This is a genomic window from Cypionkella sp., assembly GCF_036782355.1.
In the GTDB taxonomy this organism is placed as follows: domain Bacteria; phylum Pseudomonadota; class Alphaproteobacteria; order Rhodobacterales; family Rhodobacteraceae; genus Cypionkella.
Genome location: NZ_DAIPZF010000041.1, coordinates 5,575 through 25,466 on the forward strand (window position 1 = coordinate 5,575; position 19,892 = coordinate 25,466).

The 19,892-nt window shown below is 59.4% G+C and carries 15 protein-coding genes; 8 read left to right on the top strand and 7 right to left on the bottom strand.

The features are described from left to right. Positions 1–112: 112 nt before the first annotated feature. On the bottom strand, positions 113–1,345 hold the full coding sequence (locus V7Q10_RS13495; RefSeq protein WP_333869641.1) for an ABC transporter substrate-binding protein: 1,233 nt from the start codon (positions 1,343–1,345) through the stop codon (positions 113–115). Between the two features lie 104 nt (positions 1,346–1,449). On the opposite strand from V7Q10_RS13495, the gene V7Q10_RS13500 reads away from it, so the two are divergent. Further along, entirely contained in the window at positions 1,450–2,235 is a 786-nt protein-coding gene (locus tag V7Q10_RS13500) for an IclR family transcriptional regulator (protein ID WP_333869642.1), read from the top strand. A 16-nt stretch (positions 2,236–2,251) separates the two neighbouring features. Continuing rightward, positions 2,252–3,313: an ABC transporter ATP-binding protein gene (locus tag V7Q10_RS13505; protein WP_333869643.1), complete on the top strand. Its 1,062-nt coding sequence runs from the start codon at positions 2,252–2,254 to the stop codon at positions 3,311–3,313. A 63-nt stretch (positions 3,314–3,376) separates the two neighbouring features. Here V7Q10_RS13505 and V7Q10_RS13510 read toward each other — a convergent pair whose 3' ends face one another. Genes V7Q10_RS13510 through V7Q10_RS13520 form a run of 3 tightly spaced genes read right to left on the bottom strand, consistent with a single transcriptional unit; the run spans position 3,377 to position 6,507 of the window. After that, positions 3,377–4,219 carry a fumarylacetoacetate hydrolase family protein gene (locus tag V7Q10_RS13510; RefSeq protein ID WP_333869644.1) on the bottom strand — a complete coding sequence of 281 codons (843 nt, stop codon included), beginning with the start codon at positions 4,217–4,219 and terminating at the stop codon, positions 3,377–3,379. A gap of 11 nt (positions 4,220–4,230) precedes the next feature. Beyond that, positions 4,231–4,968 carry an SDR family oxidoreductase gene (locus V7Q10_RS13515; RefSeq protein WP_333869645.1) on the bottom strand — a complete coding sequence of 246 codons (738 nt, stop codon included), beginning with the start codon at positions 4,966–4,968 and terminating at the stop codon, positions 4,231–4,233. A gap of 30 nt (positions 4,969–4,998) precedes the next feature. Further along, the gene (locus V7Q10_RS13520; RefSeq protein ID WP_333869646.1) at positions 4,999–6,507 is read right to left on the bottom strand and encodes a UxaA family hydrolase; all 1,509 of its coding nucleotides are present in this window, start codon (positions 6,505–6,507) and stop codon (positions 4,999–5,001) included. A gap of 147 nt (positions 6,508–6,654) precedes the next feature. On the opposite strand from V7Q10_RS13520, the gene V7Q10_RS13525 reads away from it, so the two are divergent. The 5 genes from V7Q10_RS13525 (at position 6,655) to trpE (ending at position 13,347) form a co-directional block, all read left to right on the top strand. Continuing rightward, the gene (locus tag V7Q10_RS13525) at positions 6,655–7,560 is read left to right on the top strand and encodes a GntR family transcriptional regulator (RefSeq protein ID WP_333869647.1); all 906 of its coding nucleotides are present in this window, start codon (positions 6,655–6,657) and stop codon (positions 7,558–7,560) included. Positions 7,561–7,651: 91 nt separating this feature from the next. Next, positions 7,652–7,933, top strand: coding sequence for a FeoA family protein (locus V7Q10_RS13530; RefSeq protein WP_333869648.1), 282 nt, complete (start codon positions 7,652–7,654; stop codon positions 7,931–7,933). A gap of 33 nt (positions 7,934–7,966) precedes the next feature. After that, positions 7,967–9,850, top strand: coding sequence for a ferrous iron transporter B (gene feoB / locus V7Q10_RS13535; protein WP_333869649.1), 1,884 nt, complete (start codon positions 7,967–7,969; stop codon positions 9,848–9,850). A 98-nt stretch (positions 9,851–9,948) separates the two neighbouring features. Then, positions 9,949–11,829: a peptidylprolyl isomerase gene (locus V7Q10_RS13540; RefSeq protein WP_333869650.1), complete on the top strand. Its 1,881-nt coding sequence runs from the start codon at positions 9,949–9,951 to the stop codon at positions 11,827–11,829. A 9-nt stretch (positions 11,830–11,838) separates the two neighbouring features. Further along, positions 11,839–13,347 carry an anthranilate synthase component I gene (gene trpE / locus V7Q10_RS13545; RefSeq protein ID WP_333869652.1) on the top strand — a complete coding sequence of 503 codons (1,509 nt, stop codon included), beginning with the start codon at positions 11,839–11,841 and terminating at the stop codon, positions 13,345–13,347. Positions 13,348–13,350: 3 nt separating this feature from the next. On the opposite strand, the gene V7Q10_RS13550 is transcribed toward trpE, so the two are convergent. Then, positions 13,351–13,899 (bottom strand): NYN domain-containing protein, encoded by a 549-nt coding sequence (locus V7Q10_RS13550; protein WP_333869653.1) that lies wholly within the window; start codon positions 13,897–13,899, stop codon positions 13,351–13,353. 12 nt (positions 13,900–13,911) lie between these two features. Next, positions 13,912–15,240: a divergent polysaccharide deacetylase family protein gene (locus tag V7Q10_RS13555; protein ID WP_333869654.1), complete on the bottom strand. Its 1,329-nt coding sequence runs from the start codon at positions 15,238–15,240 to the stop codon at positions 13,912–13,914. 433 nt (positions 15,241–15,673) lie between these two features. Between V7Q10_RS13555 and V7Q10_RS13560 the strand changes: the two genes are divergently transcribed. Continuing rightward, positions 15,674–18,154, top strand: a complete 2,481-nt coding sequence (locus V7Q10_RS13560; protein WP_333869656.1) for an ATP-binding protein — start codon at positions 15,674–15,676, stop codon at positions 18,152–18,154. 12 nt (positions 18,155–18,166) lie between these two features. On the opposite strand, the gene V7Q10_RS13565 is transcribed toward V7Q10_RS13560, so the two are convergent. Next, on the bottom strand, positions 18,167–19,453 hold the full coding sequence (locus V7Q10_RS13565) for an MraY family glycosyltransferase (RefSeq protein ID WP_333869657.1): 1,287 nt from the start codon (positions 19,451–19,453) through the stop codon (positions 18,167–18,169). Between the last annotated feature and the right edge of the window lie 439 nt (positions 19,454–19,892).

Consider the following 19,892-nt stretch of genomic DNA (forward strand, 5'->3'; position numbering starts at 1 on the left):
GCCAGAAATCGGGGCTGTCATGGCGGGCCTCTTGTTAGTTCACGCGGAAGATAGGGGTGAAAAAAATCGGGCGGCGGTTGCGCGCCGCCCGATCTGTTGTGTGCAGCAAGGCTTACTTATAGACTTGCAGACGGGTCTTTTCCAAACGCTCAAGGATCGCGTCCAGACGCTCTGGCTTGGCCATGAACTCTTGGAAGCCCTCCATGCCAGCCTTTGCCATTTCAGCAGGCGCATCGCGGTCAAAGAACTGCGCCAGCGCATAGGCCGAAGACAATTCAGCAAAACCGGCCGAGATATAGGGATCGGAGGCATCTACGGTTGCGTTCTTGTTGGTGGGCAGCTGGCCCAAGGTGGCGTTCAGCTTGGTTTGCGCATCAGCCGAGGCGACATAGGCCAAGAAGGTCTTGGCATCGGCCACGTTCTTTGCACCAGCCGGAATATGGATGGTGTCGGTTGGTGCCTCTTCAGCACGCGGCAGTCCGGGGGTGATTTCTGGGAAGACCATAAAGCCCAGATTGTCATTTGTCATGCCGCCTTGCTTAAAGGTCGCCACCGCAAAGTTGCCCATCACATAGTTGGCAGCCTTGCCCTGCACCAGCAAAGCCGCTGCATCTTGCCAATCAATCGCCGAGGCATTGGCGGTGATAAAGGGCTGAATGCGGGCCCATTCTTTGAACACGTTGCGAACGCGATCATCGGTCCAAGACACTTTGCCCGCGGTCAGATCCATGTGGAATTCGTAACCGTTGACGCGCATATCAAGGTAATCAAAGATCCCTGCCCCGGGCCACAGCGCCTTGGTGCCGGTGGTCAGACAGTCAATGCCAGCGGCTTTGAACTTGTCGCAATTGGCAACGAACTCTTCCCAGTTCTTTGGCTCTTCTGCACCGGCCGCCTTATAGGCGTCGCGGTTAAAATAGATGCCCCACTGGTAATAGGTATAGGGCACGCCCCACTGTTTGCCGTCGATGGTCATCGAGGCTTTGGTCGCCCCCAGCGCATCGCCCAGATTGTTGGCATCCCAAACGTCGGTCACATCCTGAAACTGGCCCGCAGCGACAAAGGGCGCCATCCGGTTGCCGGCATACCAGTTGGCAAGATCTGGGCTGTCAGCGGTCAAAAAGTTGCGGATCGCGGTTTTATAGCCTTCGTGGTCAAAGTTGTTCAGCTCGACCTTGATATCGGGGTTGGCCGCTTCGAAATCGGCGATCAGCGCTTGCATCCCTGCCAGCGGCGTCGCGTCAAAGTCTGCGTTGTATTTCAGCACGCGCTGTTCGGCAAAAGCCGAGCCAGACATCATCAGCGTTGCCACAACAGCAAGCGCCCCTTTGGTGAAACGAACCATGGTTTCCTCCCTTTGGTTCCATTAGTTGAAACTTAGTCTTGAATATTGAAAACTATGCGGCGTATCGTCTAAGCTGTCAACAGCGCAGAAAAGGGTTTGGCACGATGACGCAAGACGCAGGCTCGGATGGAACGGTGGGCAAGGCGCTGGATGTGCTGGACATGGTTGCACAGGCAAACCGCCCGGTGCGCTTTTCAGAATTGCTGGCGCAAAAGACCTATCCCAAGGCCACGCTCTATCGGTTTTTGCAGACGCTGACCAACCAAGGCATGCTGGGCTATGACGAAGATCGCGGCACCTATTCGCTGGGGGTGCGGCTGGTGCGGCTGGCACATTCGGCGTGGCAGCAAAGCTCGCTTGCGCCACTTGCGCGGCGCTATATTGATGATTTAGCAGCAGAATCTGGCGAAACCATCCATCTTGCGCAGATGGATCAGGGCCAGGTTCTTTATGTCGACAAGCGCAACGCCACCCAGCCGGTCGAGATGTTTTCCTCCGCCGGAAAGGTGGGTCCGGCCTATTGCACGGGGGTGGGCAAAGCGATGCTGGCCTTCATGCCCGACCCCGCCGTGCAGGCGGCAATTGCGCGTCAATCCTTTCACCGCTTTACCCCCCACACCTTGGACAGCGCCGCCAAACTGCTGACCGAACTGGGGGCGATCCGCGACCGTGGTCATGCCTTTGACCGCGAAGAACACGAGCCGGGAATCATCTGCTGCGCTGTGCCGATTCGCAGCCGCTCGGGGCGGGTGCTGGGGGCTTTGTCGATGACCTCGACCACCAGCCGCACCACGCTGGCCGCGCTCGAGGCGCAATCCCCCCGCATCAAAGACACCGCGGCGCAGATTGCCGCCGAAGCGGAAAGCTGGCGCTTTCCAGAACAAAATTAGGAACAGGGAGAGAGTTATGGCAGAGGTTGTTCTGAACAATGTCGTCAAGAAATACGGCGACATCCAAGTCATTCACGGCGTCGATTTACAGGTCAATGACGGCGAGTTTTGCGTCTTTGTCGGGCCATCAGGCTGCGGCAAGTCAACATTGTTGCGCATGGTGGCGGGGCTAGAGGTGACCACCTCGGGCAGCATGAAGATCGGCGCGCGCGATGTCACCAGCATGGATCCAGCCGAGCGCGGCGTGGCAATGGTGTTTCAAACCTATGCGCTTTATCCGCATATGACGGTGGCCGAAAACATGGGCTTTGGCCTGAAAATGACTGGCCATGCCAAGGCGGATGTGGCGCAAAAGGTGGCAGAGGCCAGCCGGATTTTAAAGCTGGACGATTATTTATCGCGCAAACCCAAGGCCTTGTCGGGCGGTCAGCGCCAGCGCGTCGCCATCGGGCGCGCGATTGTGCGTGGCCCCGAGGTGTTCTTGTTTGACGAGCCGCTCTCGAACCTTGATGCCGAATTGCGGGTGGAAATGCGGGTGGAAATCGCGCGACTGCACCGCGAAATCGGTGCGACGATGATCTATGTCACCCATGATCAGGTCGAGGCGATGACGCTGGCCGACAAGATCGTGGTGCTGCGCGCGGGGCGGATCGAACAGGTGGGGGCACCTTTGGATCTGTACCGCGACCCCGACAATAAATTCGTTGCAGGCTTTATCGGCTCGCCCGCGATGAACTTCATCTCGGCACGGGTCAGCGGTGCAGGTCAGGTTGATGCAGCCGGTCTTGGCGGCGCGCTGCCGATCGCGGTCAGGCTGCCTCCTTTGGGCGCGCCGCTGACCCTTGGTCTGCGCCCGCAGCATCTGGAGATTGACGCCCATGCAAGCACCCACCGCGTCGAGATGACCGAAGCGCTTGGCGGTGTGTCGTTCCTGCATCTGACCGCCAGCAGCGGCGAAAAGCTGGTGATCGAGGCGCGCGGCGATACTGTGATCAAACCCGGCACCATGGTGGGCCTGCGCTTTGATCCGGCACATCTTTTGGCCTTTGATGCCAGCTCGGAAATCCGTCTGCGCTGAAACTGTGAAAAATCCCTGCCAGTTCTGGTAGGGATTTTCCTGATATATCAAAACCCTGCGGGCTTAATCTGCGATCACATCTTGGCGCTGTTGGCCCAGGCCTTCGATGCCCAATTCCACCACATCGCCCGCCACCAGATAGCGCGGCGGCTTCATGCCCATGCCAACTCCGGGCGGGGTGCCGGTCGAGATCACATCGCCCGGATGCAGCGTCATGAACTGCGACAGATAGCTGACCACATGCGCCACGCCGTAGACCATGGTTTTGGTCGAGCCGTTTTGCATGCTTTGCCCGTTCACCGTCAGCCACATTTTCAGGTTCTGCGGATCGCCAACCTCGTCGCGCGTTACCAGCCAAGGCCCGATCTGGCCAAAGTTGTCGCAAGATTTGCCCTTGGTCCATTGGCCCGCGCGCTCGGTCTGAAAAGCGCGCTCGCTGACGTCATTGCTGACGCAATAGCCCGCGACATGCGCCATCGCATCGGCTTCGCTGACATATTTCGCCTTGGTGCCGATGATCACCGCAAGCTCGACCTCCCAATCGGTCTTGACCGAGGTGCGCGGGATGATGATCGGATCATCCGGGCCGCAGATCGCCGAGGTGGCCTTCATAAAGACCACAGGTTCAGGCGGCACCGCCATGCCCGATTCTGCGGCGTGATCGGCGTAGTTCAAACCGATGCAGATGAATTTGCCGGTGCCCGCCACGCAAGCCCCCAGCCGCGTGCCAGCCGCAACCACCGGCAGCGCGCCTGCATCCAGCGCGCGCAGCTTGGCAAGCCCCGCATCCGACAGCACATCGCCGCCAATATCGGCGACAACGCCAGACAGATCGCGCAGGGTGCCATCGCTGTGCATCAGGCCGGGGCGTTCAGCCCCTGCGGGGCCGTGACGAAGTAGTTTCATAAAGCGTCCTTTCAGATATTGGCCCAACCGCCGTCGATCACATGCGCAACGCCCGTCACAAAAGCCGAGTCGTCCGAGGCCAGAAACACCACCAAACCGGCGATGTCTTCGGCCTGCGCCAGCTTACCCGTGGGTTGGCGGGCAAGAAAGCCCTTGCGCGCGGTCTCGTAATCGCCGCCCGCGCGCATGCGGTCTTGCAAGGACGGCGTATCAACCGTGCCCGGGCAGACAGCATTGCAGCGGATGCCTTGGGTGATGAAATCGGCCGCGATTGCCTTGGTCATGCCGATGACGGCGGCTTTGGTGGCGCCATAGACAAACCGATTGGGCGCGGCGATGATCGAAGAGGCAACCGAGGCCATATTGATGATCGACCCGCCGCCCGCCGCCAGCATCGCCGGCAAAAACGCCTTGTTCATTCGGTACATAGCGGTGACGTTCAGATCAAAAGAAAACGCCCAATCGTCCTCAGAACAGTCCAGAATGCTGCCATGGCCAACAAAGCCCGCGCAATTGAACAGCACATCCACTGCGCCCAGCTTGGCCGCAAGCGCGCTGACCGCCGCCGGATCGCGCACATCCAACAGATGCGTTTGCATCCCCTCGGCCGCCAATTCGGCCAAAGCCGCTGCGTTGATATCGGTGGCAATCACTTTTGCCCCCTCGCGCGCCATCGCCAGCGCCGAGGCCCGCCCAATGCCCTGCCCTGCTGCCGTGACCAAAGCCGTCTTGCCGCTTAACCGTGCCATTTGCCTGCTCCCTTATGCGTTGCGCGCAGACTACATCACTGCGCCGATCTGCCAAGGCACGAATTCCGCGCCGCCAAAGCCCAAGGCTTCGGATTTCGTCACCTCACCGCTGGCCACACGGATAAACATCTCGAACATCTCGCGGCCCTTCTCGGCCAGAGTGACGCCGTTTTCGATGATATCGCCGGTGTTCAGATCCATATCCTCGGGCATATGGCGATAAAGTTCAGAGTTGGTTGCGACTTTCAGGCAGGGCACGGGTTTGTAGCCCGAAACCGAGCCGCGTCCGGTGGTAAAGACGATCAAATTCGCGCCACTTGCCACCTGCCCCGTCACCGAGCAGGGGTCATAGCCGGGGCTATCCATGAAAACGAAGCCCTTTTGGGTGATCTGTTCGGCAAAGAGATAGACATCCGTCAGCGGTGCCGAGCCGCCCTTGGCCACCGCGCCCAGCGATTTTTCCAAAATCGTCGTCAGCCCACCGCGTTTGTTGCCGGGGCTTGGGTTGTTGTTCATCTCGCCCTTGTTGCGCGCGGTGTAATCCTCCCACCAGCGAATGCGGGCAATCAGCTTTTCGCCGACCTCGGCGCTTATCGCGCGGCGGGTCAGAAGATGTTCTGCGCCGTAAATCTCGGTGGTTTCTGACAGAATGGTGGTGCCGCCGTGGCTGACCAGCAGATCCGAGGCGATGCCAAGTGCGGGGTTGGCGGTGATGCCCGAATAGCCATCCGAACCGCCGCATTGCATGCCAATGACCAGCGCCGACAATGGCGCGGGCGCGCGCGTGCAGGCATTTGCCACCAGCGCCATTTCGCGCAGCGCCTCGACCCCGCGTTCGACGGTGCGACGGGTGCCGCCTTCGGCCTGAATGGTCAGATGACGAAAGTTATTGTCGGCACGCATCCGGCCTTTGCCAAGCAGATCAGGCAGTTGCATCACCTCGCAGCCCAAACCCACCAGCAGAATGCCGCCAAAATTCGGGTTGCGCGCATAGCCTTGCAGGGTGCGCATCAAGGTGGCGTAGCCCTCATCCGACCCCGACATGCCACAGCCCGAGGCATGGGCAATCGGCACAATACCGTCGATATTGGTCAAAGCCTTGAACCAATCGGTCTTTTCGGCCTCCTCAGCAATAAAGCGCGCCACCGAGCCTGAGCAGTTCACCGAGGTCAAAACCCCCAGATAATTGCGCGTGCCCACCGCCCCATCGGCGCGGTGATAGCCTTGAAAGCTGCGCGGGGTGTCGGCCGGTTGCAGCGGCACAGCGGCGGCTGCAAAGTCATAATCCTGCCGATGGTCGGTCATTGCGATATTGTGGACATGCACATGCGCGCCCGCTGCAATCGCTTGGGTCGCTGCGCCGATGATCTGGCCATAGCGGGTGATCGCTGCCCCCTGCGCAATCGCCCGATTGGCAAGCTTGTGGCCGCGCGCGATCCGCTCGGACAGCAGGACGCCAAGGCTTTCGCTGCCTGCGGCCAGATCGGCAAGGGCGATATCAACATTATCTTGGGGGTGCAGGCGCAGGGTCAGCGGCATCGGGGCCTCGGGCTAAGAAAAGCGCTGTCAGCACATTCACGCTCGACTCGCAGCTTATTGGTTTTTATCATTAAAGACAGAATGGCCAGAGCCGCCCGCCCTGACAACTGTTTTTAATTCTGAAGCCGATATAAACAGGAGCCCGCCTTGGCCCGCACCGATGCCCGATTGCGACAGGCCTATAACAGCCTGCTTGATCTGCTTGCCCCCCTGCCCATCGGCGCCAGCTTGATGTCAGAGGTCAAGCTTGCGGCGGCTTTGGGGGTGTCGCGCACGGTGGTGCGGGCGGTGCTGGCGCGGTTGGCCAGCGCGGGGATTGTGCAGATCATCGGGCGCGACAAGACCCTGCTGCGACAGCCCTTGGCCTCGGACGCTTTGGCGCTGCGCGATGACTACATCAGCCACGATGCGCTTGAAGCTCGCTTTCTAGACTGGGTGCTGCGCTTTGACGTCGCCGCAGGCACCAGCCTGAATGTCACGCAGCTGTCACGCCAATTTAACGCCCCACCACATGTGCTGGCCGAATTTTTGGCCAGCCTAAGCCAATCCGGGCTGGTTGAACGCCGGCCCCGCGGCGGCTGGCGGCTTTTGGGCTTTACCGCAGATTATGCGCTGGACCTGTCAGATTTTCGCCAAGTGTTAGAGCTGCATGCCATTCGTCATCTGGTCACCCTGCCGCCTGCGCATCAGGTTTGGGCAGATCTGAGCGCAATCAAGGCCGAACATCTGGCGCTTTGGGCCCGACTTGAGACAGATTTTCACGACTTCTCGGCGCTGGACGGCCGGTTTCACGCTCTGATCAACTCTGCGGTGCCCAACCGCTTTGTCACGCAATTTCAAAAGGCAATCCGGCTGATCTTTCACTATCATTATCAATGGGATAAAACCCTAGAACGCCATAGAAACGCCGCAGCAATTCGCGAACATTTGCAAATCATCACAGCGCTAGAGGCCCGCGAGGCCGAACAGGCGGTGCAGGCTGCTCGCGCTCATCTGGCCACAGCGAAAGAAGCACTTTTGCACTCCTTGCGCGGGCATCAGGCGGGCGGCTAAGATCCCGAACCGGCGTGCGAATAATATCTTGACTATATTTGTCGGAATAGTGTTTATGGCATCAGAACGCTCCGCGCTGGCAGGAAAATTTATGACCTTGAACCCACCCTTTGCTGTCGCGCCGCATCTTCCGCTTGGGCTGGCGCCAAAGGGGTTCTTGGGGCGCATTCACAGCATCTGCGTGCAAGACAGCCAAGGCCAACTGCCCGCCGCCGAGATGGAGCGCCGGCTGATCGAGCTTGGCTTTATCGAGGGCGCGCAGGTGCAGATCTTGCACGAAGGCCTGTTTGGCCGCGACCCGATTGCGGTGCGGATCAATGGGGCCACTGTCGCTTTGCGGCGGCGAGAAGCTATGGCTATCTTGACAGAGTAAGCTCTGCGCGGGGCCCACAAAGGAATTTACGGCGTGTCAGATCACCCAGCGACCAAAGACCTGCGCTTTGCCCTTGTCGGCGCGCCAAACTGTGGCAAGACCGCGCTGTTCAACGCGCTGACCGGCAGTCGGCAAAAGGTTGGCAATTATTCCGGCGTGACGGTCGAGCGGAAATCAGGCCAAGCGCGCACGCCACTTGGCGTGACGCTTGATATTGTCGATCTGCCGGGCACCTATTCCTTGCGCGCGCGCAGTCCTGACGAGGAAGTCACCCGCGATATGGTGCTGGGCCAGCGCGCAGGCGAGGCCAGCCCCGATCTGTTGTTGGTGGTGATTGATGCCAGCTCGATGCGATCAGGTCTGCGGCTTGCGCTCGAGCTGCGCCAGACCGGCAGGCCGCTTTTGCTGGTGCTGAATATGATCGACATCGCGCGCTGGCGCGGCATTCAGATTGACACCGAGGCGCTGTCGCAGGCGATTGGCGCGCCGGTGGTCACCGCGACTTCGGTGCGCAAGGGCGGGCTGGATGCGGTTTGGGCAAGGCTTGACGCCTTGGTCAGCGCGGGCATTGCAGCGCCACTTGCGAACACTTGGGCACCGCCTTCGGCCGCCGATCTGCGCAAAAACCACCGCGCGGCGGATGCGATGATCGCGGCGGCTGTGCGCGAGCCTGAAAAGCCTGACACTCTGACCACCCGCATTGATGCGGTGCTGCTGCATCCTGTGGCGGGGCTGCTGATTTTGCTGGCTATTTTGTTTGTGATGTTTCAGGCGGTTTTCGCTTGGGCACAGCCCGCCATGCAGGCGATCACAACCGGATTTGAGATGATAAGTCTGGTCTTGCGCCAAACTCTGCCGGCGGGGCTGCTGTCTGATTTCGTACAAGACGGGGTGATTTCGGGTGTTGGCAGTGTTTTGGTCTTCATGCCGCAGATCCTGATCCTGTTCTTTTTTATCCTGCTGCTGGAAGACCTTGGCTATATGGCGCGGGCGGCGTTTTTGATGGACCGCATCATGGGCGGCGCGGGGCTGCATGGGCGGGCGTTTATTCCGCTGTTGTCCAGCTTTGCCTGCGCCATCCCTGGTATTATGGCCGCAAGGGTGATCGACAATCGCCGCGACCGGCTGACCACCATTCTGGTGGCCCCCTTGATGACCTGCTCGGCGCGGATTCCGGTTTATACGCTGATCATCTCGGCCTTTATTCCGCAGCGCGAGGTTTGGGGGCTGTTCAGCTTGCAGGGGCTGGTGATGTTTGCGCTGTATTCGGCGGGCATTGCAGCGGCTTTGGGGGTGTCTTTTGTGGCCAAATTCCTGTTTTGGCGCCGACAACCCGCGCCGCCTTTCATGCTGGAACTGCCCGATTACAAAATGCCGCGACCGCGCAGCCTTGCGATCGGGCTGATGACGCGGGCGAAGATCTTCTTGCAACGTGCTGGAACTACAATCTTTTCGATGATGGTGGTGATCTGGGTGCTGGCAACATTTCCGCGCGCGCCGCTGGGGTCAACCGAACCTGCGATCCTATCGAGCTATGCCGCGATGATCGGGCATTTTATCGAACCTGTGCTGGCGCCATTGGGCTTTAACTGGCAAATCAGCATCGCCTTGGTGCCCGGCATGGCCGCGCGCGAGGTGGCCGTAGCCGCGCTTGGTACGGTCTACGCAATTCAAGACGGTGGTGCCGGCAGCCAGCTGATCGGCCCGGTGCTGGCGCAAAGCTGGAGCCTTGCCACAGCGCTGTCTTTGCTGGTCTGGTATATTTTCGCGCCACAATGCGCCTCGACGCTGGCGGTGATCCGGCGCGAAACTGGCGGCTGGAAATGGATGTGGGTAACGTTTTTCTACATGCTGGCGCTGGCCTATTTGGGATCTTTTGCCACCTATCAAATCGCTGTGGTTTTGGGCGCGGGCTAGACAATTTGGCGGCAAAGCTCACAAGCCGCGCGGCAAGCCTTGCCCCCATTGCCTCAACCGCTTAGACAGTTGCAAAGATTTCATCAGTAGGCAGAACCATGGCCAAGGCACCGCAGACCGACGACGAAACCCCAAAGAAAAAGCGCCGCGGCGCTTCGGTGATGGCTTGGATCTTAATGGCCATGCTGATCGGCGGGCTTGGCGGCTTTGGTGTGACCAATTTTGGCGGCGGTGCCAGCTCGATTGGCGCGGTCGGGGCGCAAAAGATCTCGGCCGAGGACTATGCCCGCGCGCTGCGCACCCAGATGAGCGCGATGTCTCAGCAGATGGGCCAGCCTCTGACCTTCCAGATGGCGCAGGCCTTTGGCTTGGACAAGCAGGTGCTGCAATCGGTGATCGACAATGCAGCGCTTGACAATGAGGCCGCCCGCATCGGCCTGTCAGTCGGCGACAAGAGCATTCTTGTTAAACTAAATGAAATCAATGCCTTCAAAGGCGTAGATGGTAAAATTGATCCGGTTATCTACGATCAGGTTCTCAAGCAAAACAATCTGACCAAGGCCGCGTTTGAGGCAGGAATTCGCGCCGACACCGCGCGTCAACTGCTGCAAACCTCGGTTGGCTCGGGGCTGACCACGCCTGCCACTTTGATCGACACTGTGGCCGCTTGGGCAGGCGAGCAGCGCGGACTTTCACTGCTGGTGCTGCGCGAAAAATCACTGCCAATGCCGCTGGCCGAGCCTGATGCCGCGGCTTTGCAGGCCTATTACACCACCCATATCGCCGATTACACCCGCCCCGAGGCCAAGCGGATTTCCTATGCCGCCCTGCTGCCTGACGACATTGCCGCCGATATGCCCGTTGATGACGCCAAGCTACAGCAGATCTATCAAAGCCGGTTGTCGGAATTTGTGATCCCCGAAAAGCGGCTGGTCGAGCGTTTGGGCTTTGCCACCGAAGCCGATGCCGCCGCCGCCAAGGCACGGATTGACGCGGGCACAAGCTTTGAGACGCTGGTACAAGAGCGCAAGCTGACACTGGCCGATGTCGATTTGGGCGATGTCTCGCAATCGCAACTGGGCGATGCCGGCGCTGCGGTCTTTGCGATGACCGAGCCGGGGGTGGTTGGTCCGTTGAACTCTACAGTTGGCCCCGCGCTGTTTCGGATGAACGCAATTCTGGCCAAGCAAGAAACCACCTTCGAACAAGCCAAGCCCGATCTGGCCAAAGAGCTTCAAACCGAGGCCGCGGTGAAGGCGATTGCCGATAAGGTCAATGCGATTGATGACGCTTTGGCAGGCGGGGCAAGCTTGGCCGATTTGGCCAAAGAACAAGGCCTAAGCCTGAGCAGCACCGATTACGCAGCTGGCGCTGAGGATAACGACCCCATCACCGCCGATAAGGCTTTTATCGATGCCGCTGCGAAACTGGCCGAGGGCGATTACCCGCAAGCCATTCTGCTGTCGTCGGGAGGCGTGATCGCGCTGCAACTTGACAGCATCCTGCCACCTGCCCCACGCGCCTTTGACAGCGTGAAGGATCAAGTGACCACCGCCGCGCGCGCCGAGGCGCTTGCTGCTGCTCTGTCGGCAGAGGCAGATCGGATCAAAACCGCCGTAGAATCTGGTAGCAGCCTTGGCAGCTTTGGCATCGTTTCGCGCAGCGCCGCTGTCGATCGTCAGACCCGCCTGCCCCAGACCCCAAATGCTGTCGTCGCAGCTGCCTTCGAGATGCAGCCAAACGATCTGCGCGTGATCCAAGATCAGGCCTATATCGCCGTCTTGCAGCTGAACAGCATCACCGCCGCCCCCAGCGACAGCGAAGCGCTTGCCGCGATCCGTGCGGCGATCGACAGCAATGGCGCGCGCTCGATCAGCGATGACGTCTTGCAGCTTTATACCCGCGCCCTGACCGCCGAAGCGGGCATTTCGCTGGATCAAAGCATGATCAACGCCGTTAACGCCCAAATCACCAACTAAGGCCAAGCGATGAAACTTTTGCCCTCCTTTGAAGCCTTTGAACAGGCTTGGCTGCAAGGTAAAAACCAGATGGTCTATGCCCGTCTGGCGGCTGATCTGGATACGCCGGTGTCCTTGATGCTGAAGCTGGGCGAGGCGCGCAGCGATACTTTCATGTTGGAATCGGTGACAGGCGGCGAAGTGCGCGGCCGCTATTCGGTTGTGGGCATGAAACCCGATCTGATCTGGCAATGCCACGGCGCGCAAAGCCGGATCAACCGCGAGGCCCGCTTTGACCCGCAGGCCTTTACCCCGCTGGACGGCGACCCCTTGCAAACCATGCGCGACCTGATCGCCGAAAGCCGGATGGATCTGCCTGCTGGCATGCCGCCGGTGGCCTCGGGTCTGTTTGGCTATCTGGGCTATGACATGATCCGTCTGGTCGAGCATTTGCCGAATGTGAACCCCGACCCGCTGGGCCTGCCCGATGCCGTGTTGATGCGGCCGTCGCTGGTGGCGGTGCTGGACGGGGTGAAGGGTGAGGTGACGCTGGTGGCCCCAGCTTGGGCAGCATCAGGGCTTTCGGCGCGTGCGGCCTATGCTCAGGCAGCCGAGCGGGTGATGGACGCGCTGCGCGATCTGGACCGCGCCCCTGCCGCACCGCGCGATCTGGGCGATGCGGGCCCTGTTGGCGAGATGACCTCGAACTTTAGCCATGAAGGCTATAAGGCCGCGGTCGAAAAGGCCAAGGATTACATCCGCGCCGGCGATATCTTTCAGGTGGTGCCCTCGCAGCGCTGGACGCAGCGGTTTGAATATGCGCCCTTTGCGCTTTACCGATCCTTGCGCCGCACCAACCCCTCGCCCTTTATGTTCTTTTTCAACTTTGGCGGCTTTCAGGTTGTAGGCGCCAGCCCCGAGATCCTTGTGCGCCTGCGCGAAGGCGAGGTGACGGTGCGCCCCATCGCAGGCACCCGCAAACGCGGCGTCACGCCCGAGGAAGACAAGGCGCTGGAGTTAGACCTTTTGTCGGACAAAAAGGAACTGGCCGAACATCTGATGCTGCTGGATCTGGGCCGCAATGATGTGGGCCGGGTGGCAAAGGTCGGCACGGTGCATCCGACCGAGAAGTTCATCATCGAACGCTATAGCCATGTGATGCATATCGTCTCGAATGTGGTGGGCGAGCTTGCTGATGGCGAAGACGCGCTGTCGGCGCTGCTGGCGGGCCTGCCTGCGGGCACGGTTTCGGGGGCGCCAAAGGTGCGCGCGATGGAGATCATCGACGAGCTGGAACCCGAAAAGCGCGGCGTCTATGGCGGCGGTGTCGGCTATTTCGCCTGCAACGGCGAGATGGACTTTTGCATCGCGCTGCGCACGGCGGTGTTGAAAGATGCCCAGCTTTACATTCAAGCCGGCGGCGGCGTGGTCTATGACAGCGACCCCGAGGCCGAGTATCAAGAGACCGTCAACAAATCCTTTGCCCTGCGCCGCGCGGCCGAGGATGCGGGGCTGTTTTCCACCCGCGGCAACCGCTAGGGCTTAATCCAGCCAAAGCCCCTCTGCATCATAGCCACCGCGGCGGATGTGCTTGGGGTCATTCACCTCTGGGAAGCGGTCGGCCCAATCGCGAAAGCGGTCATTGCTTACCACCTGCACGCCATATTTGCGTGCGGTTTCAAGCACTACAGGATCGGCGGGTGTGGATTTATCAACCACGCGTACGCGGTCTTGAGGCAAATCCAAAAGCGCGGCAAAGCTGGCCTCGTCTTGGAATTTGCCCGTAACCAAATGGCCCGCATTGGCATCAAACACCACGCCAGGCAAAAAGCCACGCGCCTCAAGCCTGCGCAGCACCTCGATCAGCGTTGCGATCTGAGGGGTATTCTCACGCCAAAACAACACATTCGAGCCATCCACCACAATCAGATTGCGCGGCGGCACAAAACGGGCAAGCAGGCTCTTGATCCAGGCCCAGAAACTAAGCAGCATCGCTGGCCCTGCCATCACCAAAAGCTCGGGCGATTGCGCGGCCCAAGCAGCAAAGACCCCCAAGCCCGAGATCACCAGCAAGGTCAGCGGCAACGACATCGTGGTGCCGCGCTACTTGCTCAGAACCGCTGAGATCGGCGCCAGCGCCACCGAAGCCCCGCGCCCCTCGACGGCCCATTCCATCAGCGCAGTGATGGTCTCGAGGTTGGTCGAGCCCAGCACCACCACCCGCCCCTCTTGCGCGGCCTTAAACGCCGCGCGGTCCAGATAGCGTCGGATCAGCGGCGCGGACTCGTTCTGCGCGTCCAACTCGCGGAAGATCATCGCCGATGGCAGGCCTTCGCGGCGCGCCACTTGATCGGCCGGATTAAGCCCGCGATCATAGGTCAAAAGGCCACGGCCCATGGCTTTGACCACGGCAACCACCTGCGTCGAGAGGCTGCGGTCATCTTGAAAGCCGTTGGTCTCAAGATCCATAACCACAACCGTCTGCGGCAACACGGCATCATTGATCTGAAAGCTTTGTTCGAGGTCGGCAGGGCTCGCCCCTTGAGGAATGCCGCTGGCCAGCATCACCACCTCTTGCCCACCAGCGCGATAGATCTTCTCGGCATCCGAAGCGGTGGAGTCCATCGGGTTTAGCACAAAGCTGATTGGAAAGGGCAAGGCGGCAAGGGCTGCACGGTCAAGATCCGCCGCACCGCTGTCTTTCAGCACCACCGCAAACAGCGGCTTGCCTGCGGCATTGGTAAAGGGGCGGGCAAATTTCACCAAGGGCATGTCCGCTGCGGGGTCTGGCGCATCGGTCTGCGCCGCAGGGGCGGCAGCAATGCTGGGCAGGCGGCCAAGGGTGACGCCGTCAACCGTCTTGGGCAGCTCGGCCACAGGCGACAAGCGCTCGGGCACAGTGGGTTTCGGGCTTGCAGGCGCGGGAACAGGCGCGGCGGGTGTTGGCGTGGCGGGCGTTGGCGCAGTTAAAGCCGGAGCCAACAGCGCATCCTCGACCGGCAGGGGCGCGGGGGCCGCATCGGCTTTGGGGGCCTGATCTGTATCACTCAGCTTTGGCAGAGCTGCGGGTTCGCTGGGCACTGATGCAGGCGGTGTCAGCAGGGCAATTTGCGGCGCAGCCACGGCAGGAGCAGGCTGCACCGGCACCACAGGCGCAAGGCTGACAACGGCCGGAGGTGCCGGGCTGGGCGCGGGCGTGCTGGGTTGCGCAGTCTTAGCTTCAGGCAGCGGCTGCGTGGCTGGCGCGATTGCTGTGCTGGCAGGGGCAGGCGCTGGCGCGGCAGGCGCTGGCATGGCAGGCGCTGGAATAGGTTCGGCAACCTGCTGCGGCGCATTGGTCTGTGGCATCGGCGCAAGTTGCGAGATAACCCCAAGCCCAATCCCCGCCACAACGCCCCCAACGACGATCCCTTTGACAAAGTTCTGGATCACCCTCACCTCCACCCAAAATTAAACCGCACTGGATTAAACCGCCCTGCATGAAACGGATCTGCCTTAAACCGCGCTGGCCCGCCACGCCGCTTTGGCGGTGCCTCTGACTATACACTGGCTCTTTCAAGAGGGAAAGTAACCGCGCTTTCACAGCCAGTCCAAGCTGCGTGCCGCAGGCATCCCGCAAGCTGTGCAGCACAAGCGGGTCAGTGAATTTCGCAACTTTAGCATGAATATTATTCCTAAGATTTTTTAAATTATACTTTAGAGGTAAAACCTTTAACCCCGGCTGCATTAAACTAACCTTCTGTGACCTGAGTAATTTGTTGCGATATTGGAGCTCTATTTGTCCGGCGGCCTGACCACTACAGACCAGCAGCGTCTTATCCCTATCCATGACTTTGTGTTTCGCGATTTTGAAAGATCGCGGATCATGCGCATTCGGGATCTGCTTGCTGAAAAGCCTGTGTTCTTTTCGATGGCCTATCTGGCCGTGGTCTTTTTCTGGACCGCGATGATGAGCTATAGCGCGGCCAAGCTGGGCGACCCCTCACCCGCCCTGAACCTGACGCCCCATATCGCGCATTTTACGATGATTATTGGGATTTTGCTTTATCCAAAGCGGCTGCTGTGGGTGCCGGTGGTCGCCTTTGCGCTGGTCTATCTGATCCCGTTTTCCATCCCCGCCAGTGACAACAATCTGAACTGGTTCCAGATTGCTGCCATCACGCCGCAGATCATCGCGTTGAAATTTTTTTCTATTTTAATTGCAGGCGCGTTGGTGGGCTTTTCTGCCCGCTTATTTTGCACGCTGATCGAGGATCGGATCTCGCCCTATGTCGCCGATCTTTTGACGGTGCTTGGGGTCTTTGCGGCTTTTTTGGTGTCTTCCTTTGTGCAGTTGGCGCTGGATTGGCAGTTTGCACAGCATTTGTCGCCCCAAGCACAGCTTGATCTAGGATTTTGCGCCGATTTTCTGCATCTGGGAACCGAGCGGATCCTGCGCGGCGGCGCGGTGGTCTCGGGCTTTTTGCTGGCGATTTTAGAAATTTCAAGCCGCGCAGCTTTGCGTCGCGCTATCTTTTTGTCGCCGGTGTTTCCGCTGCTGGCGCTGCTGCAAAGCAATGGCTTTGCCCTTTACGCCCCGCTGGATGCGGCGATCCTGTCCTTGCTTATGGTGGTGGTGCTGCCGGTGCCGCTGGCGATTGGCAGCTGCATCGTGGGGGTGCCGATGTATTCGGCGCTGACCGGGAATTTCGTCAAAAGCACGCACCTTCATGACGCAAGCGCTGATATGCTTGAACATTATTCGATCATGATCATGCTGCTGACGGTTTTGGTGCCGACCCTGCGCGCCTATATTCAGCACGATCTGCGCCACCGCATGGCGTCTTTGCGCAGGCTGTCGATGGTGCGTGACTTCGCTGATACGGGGCTTTTGTCGTTCAATCTGGATCATCACCGCTTTCGCGCCGATGCCAGCACCCAGCGCATTTTTACCCTGCCGGCAGAGGGAAATGCCAATCTTTTCATCGACCTCTTTGAAGGCGAGCACCGCAAGAATATTGCCAACGCCTTGAAAACAAATCGATGTGGCAGCGTGACTTTACTGCTGTCACGCAAATCGGCTACCTCGGAGGGTGGCGAACAGGTGCTGCGGATCTATCTTTGGTATGAAACCGCCCCCAGTGGCGAGCAGGTCGCTTATGGGCTTGCGCTGGATGTCAGCGCCGAACACGACCAAGAGCGTGCCTTGCAGGAAACTCTGGGCGAGCTGTCCTCGCGGCAAGAGCGGCAGCGGCAATTGTTCTCGATCATCTCGCATGAATTGCGCACGCCTGCTTCGGTGATTTCGATGCTGGTGCATGATATTGAGCATGGCAACCTTAAGGAATCCAGCCTGCGGCAGCTGCGCGACGCCACCGGTCAGCTGATGTCAACGCTGGCCGATATGCGCCAAACCGTGAACCCCACCCAGAACCTGCCGATCACCAAAGTGAACTTTGCACCGGCGGAACTGGCTGAATCAATTCGCAATATGTTCGAGCCACAGGCGCAAGAGCATGGCATGCAGATCCGGCTCAACCTTTGTGACAGCGCAAGGCTGCTGCGCAACAACGATCAAATGCGCATCCGGCAGGCGCTGACCAATCTTGTGCGCAATGCCATCATCCATTCCAAGGGCACGCAGATTATCATCGGTTTTGGCATGACGGAAGGCCCCGAGCAAACCAGCATCTGGACGGTGCAAGACGACGGAATAGGCATTGAGCCGCAAGATGTTACGCGCTTGTTCCAGCCCTTTGAGCGCGGCTTGCAAGACCCGCGCAGCCAGGCTGATGGCAGCGGGCTGGGGCTGTTTATCGCCAAATCTTCGGCCGAGGCTTTGGGCGGCAGCCTGACCTATTTCGCCCCTACCGAAGGTGGCGCGGGCTATCGGATGCAACTGCCCGATCCGATTGTCTTGCAGACGCTGCAAAAGCAAAGCGTGGCGCCAAAGGACAACAGCGCGGCACGCTTCCCCGAGCTTTATGTTCTGCTCGCCGAAGACAATCAGCTGGTCGCCGAGGTGACAAGCGCGCTTTTGGCGAAGTTTGTCGGCCGGATCGAAGTCGCCGGCAATGGCCGCCTGGCACTTGAAATGATGTGCGCCGATCCTCCCGATGTGCTGATCACTGACCTGTTTATGCCCGAAATTGATGGTGACGACTTGGTACGCCAAATTCGTGGGCTGGGGATGACCCTGCCAATTGTCGGGGCGACGGCAGCGGTGGTGGGGGATGATGTCGAACGCTTTCGCGCCGCTGGCGCTGATCTGGTAATGTCAAAACCGCTCGATTTCAGAGAGTTGCGCAATATCCTAAGCAAGATCGTGCCAAAGTCAGCATCCGTCAAAACCGCCGGAAACCATTAAACTGTGGCGCGTTCAACTGGCTTGCAACTGGGGCTCCGGCTGTTTGAACGGCACAATCTTGGGGTCGCCCAGCACCGACGCCACGCCATCGACCTCGACCGTGCGCAAAAAGAACAGCCAGGCCTCCTCGTCGGTGCGGAAGTGACGGCTCCACTTACGATCCGCCCGTGCGCCTGATTGGGTGATCAACTGCCATGGCCCCTGCGGCGTCATCCGCATAATGCGCACATCAATCGATACCGCCTCTTTCACGTACATCCCCCCCAAGGCAGAGACATCCGCTGTGGCCAGCCCTGCTTGGGCAAGGGGCTTTTCTGCCAGCAGCGGTTTGCTGGCTTTGCGCGTGGCCAGAACCCCAACAGCGGCCCAATAGCTTAACATAAACAAAGCGGTAAAGACCACCAAAGCCAGCAGCGCCAGCAGAGGGCTGTTCCAAAACACCACGCCCAAAACCGCAGGCGCCGCAAAAAATGGCATCAGCGCCAGCGTCGCAAGCGGATTCAAATCTGGGTCAGAGTGCCGCTTGCCGGTCAACCGCGCCAGCAAGCGGATCATGATATGGTGAAAATGCATCCGATCAGGTTGATTGATCGCTTTTTTCAGCATCCAACGCCGCATGATCGAAAAGGCAGTATCGGCCACCGGCCAAAACAACACCAAAAGCATCGCAAGCGGCGAGAGCTGCGGGTTGCGCGCCATCAGCACAATGCCCAGCCAAGCCAGTGCATGGCCAATCGCATAGGCCCCCGCATCGCCCATGAAAATCTTTGCAAAGGGCCAGTTCAGCAAGAAAAACCCAAGCAGCGCCGCACAAAGCACCAAGCCGGTAAATTGAACATCAACATCGCCAGTTTGCATCGCGATCACCACAATCGCACTAGAGGCCACCATCGCGTAGCTTGACGAGAGCCCGTTCAGCCCATCAATCAAATTCATCGCATGGCAGGTGCCCGACGACCAGATCAGCGTCACAAGCACCGGCAGCAGCAAAAAGCCAAACACAGGATCCAGCTGTGGCAACAGACTTGGCACGAACTCGGCGGTCAAACCCATCGCAACCGCGGCCGAGATCATCGCCGCCAAAAGCCGCGATCGCGGCGAGACATTGCGACAGATATCTTCTTTCAGACCCGCCACAAAGATCACAAGCCCAGCCAGCATCGCCAGCAACAGGTCGGTCTCGATATTGGCTCTGTTTAAAAACAGCACCACGGCAAAGGACAGCAGCACTGCCGCGCCACCAATGCGCGGCGTAGGCTTCGAATGCAGGGCCTGCTGGGCCGCCGTATCCGCCAACATATGACTGTCAGACAGATACGGCAGCTTAAACCGAACCAACAGCGCACACACCACGAAACTTATTAAAGTTGCACAGCCCCCCCACAGAACTGAAGCACCCATCAACATTACAACCTCAACTACTTAATACACTCACCCAACAGGACGCTTCGCAAAGTAAGAGGAAAATCGGACGGAGGCAGAACCCGCCGATCCAACGATGCCGGTTAAACATCGGTTAATCTATATCCCATTGCAACAAACAATATACACTTTAGAGAATTTTAACCACTTTAGTATAAGTTTTCGCAGGCGGCCGAGCCTTAGGGGCGACGGCCGTCAAGCTGGCCACAACCTAAAGGCGATCAGATGACAAAAAATGTGCAGCCTTACCGCCGACTCACTCTGCCGCGCCGGAAATCGCTAGGGTGACATCACGGCTACGCTCGCGGTGCAGCAT

What these genes read in the sequence shown, in the direction of transcription:
- V7Q10_RS13495 (WP_333869641.1), bottom strand. Translation starts at nt 1,345, where the DNA reads ATGGTTCGTTTCACCAAAGGGGCGCTTGCTGTTGTGGCAACGCTGATG.
- V7Q10_RS13500 (WP_333869642.1), top strand. Translation starts at nt 1,450, where the DNA reads ATGACGCAAGACGCAGGCTCGGATGGAACGGTGGGCAAGGCGCTGGAT.
- V7Q10_RS13505 (WP_333869643.1), top strand. Translation starts at nt 2,252, where the DNA reads ATGGCAGAGGTTGTTCTGAACAATGTCGTCAAGAAATACGGCGACATC.
- V7Q10_RS13510 (WP_333869644.1), bottom strand. Translation starts at nt 4,219, where the DNA reads ATGAAACTACTTCGTCACGGCCCCGCAGGGGCTGAACGCCCCGGCCTG.
- V7Q10_RS13515 (WP_333869645.1), bottom strand. Translation starts at nt 4,968, where the DNA reads ATGGCACGGTTAAGCGGCAAGACGGCTTTGGTCACGGCAGCAGGGCAG.
- V7Q10_RS13520 (WP_333869646.1), bottom strand. Translation starts at nt 6,507, where the DNA reads ATGCCGCTGACCCTGCGCCTGCACCCCCAAGATAATGTTGATATCGCC.
- V7Q10_RS13530 (WP_333869648.1), top strand. Translation starts at nt 7,652, where the DNA reads ATGACCTTGAACCCACCCTTTGCTGTCGCGCCGCATCTTCCGCTTGGG.
- V7Q10_RS13540 (WP_333869650.1), top strand. Translation starts at nt 9,949, where the DNA reads ATGGCCAAGGCACCGCAGACCGACGACGAAACCCCAAAGAAAAAGCGC.
- trpE (WP_333869652.1), top strand. Translation starts at nt 11,839, where the DNA reads ATGAAACTTTTGCCCTCCTTTGAAGCCTTTGAACAGGCTTGGCTGCAA.
- V7Q10_RS13550 (WP_333869653.1), bottom strand. Translation starts at nt 13,899, where the DNA reads ATGTCGTTGCCGCTGACCTTGCTGGTGATCTCGGGCTTGGGGGTCTTT.
- V7Q10_RS13560 (WP_333869656.1), top strand. Translation starts at nt 15,674, where the DNA reads ATGCGCATTCGGGATCTGCTTGCTGAAAAGCCTGTGTTCTTTTCGATG.
- V7Q10_RS13565 (WP_333869657.1), bottom strand. Translation starts at nt 19,453, where the DNA reads ATGTTGGCGGATACGGCGGCCCAGCAGGCCCTGCATTCGAAGCCTACG.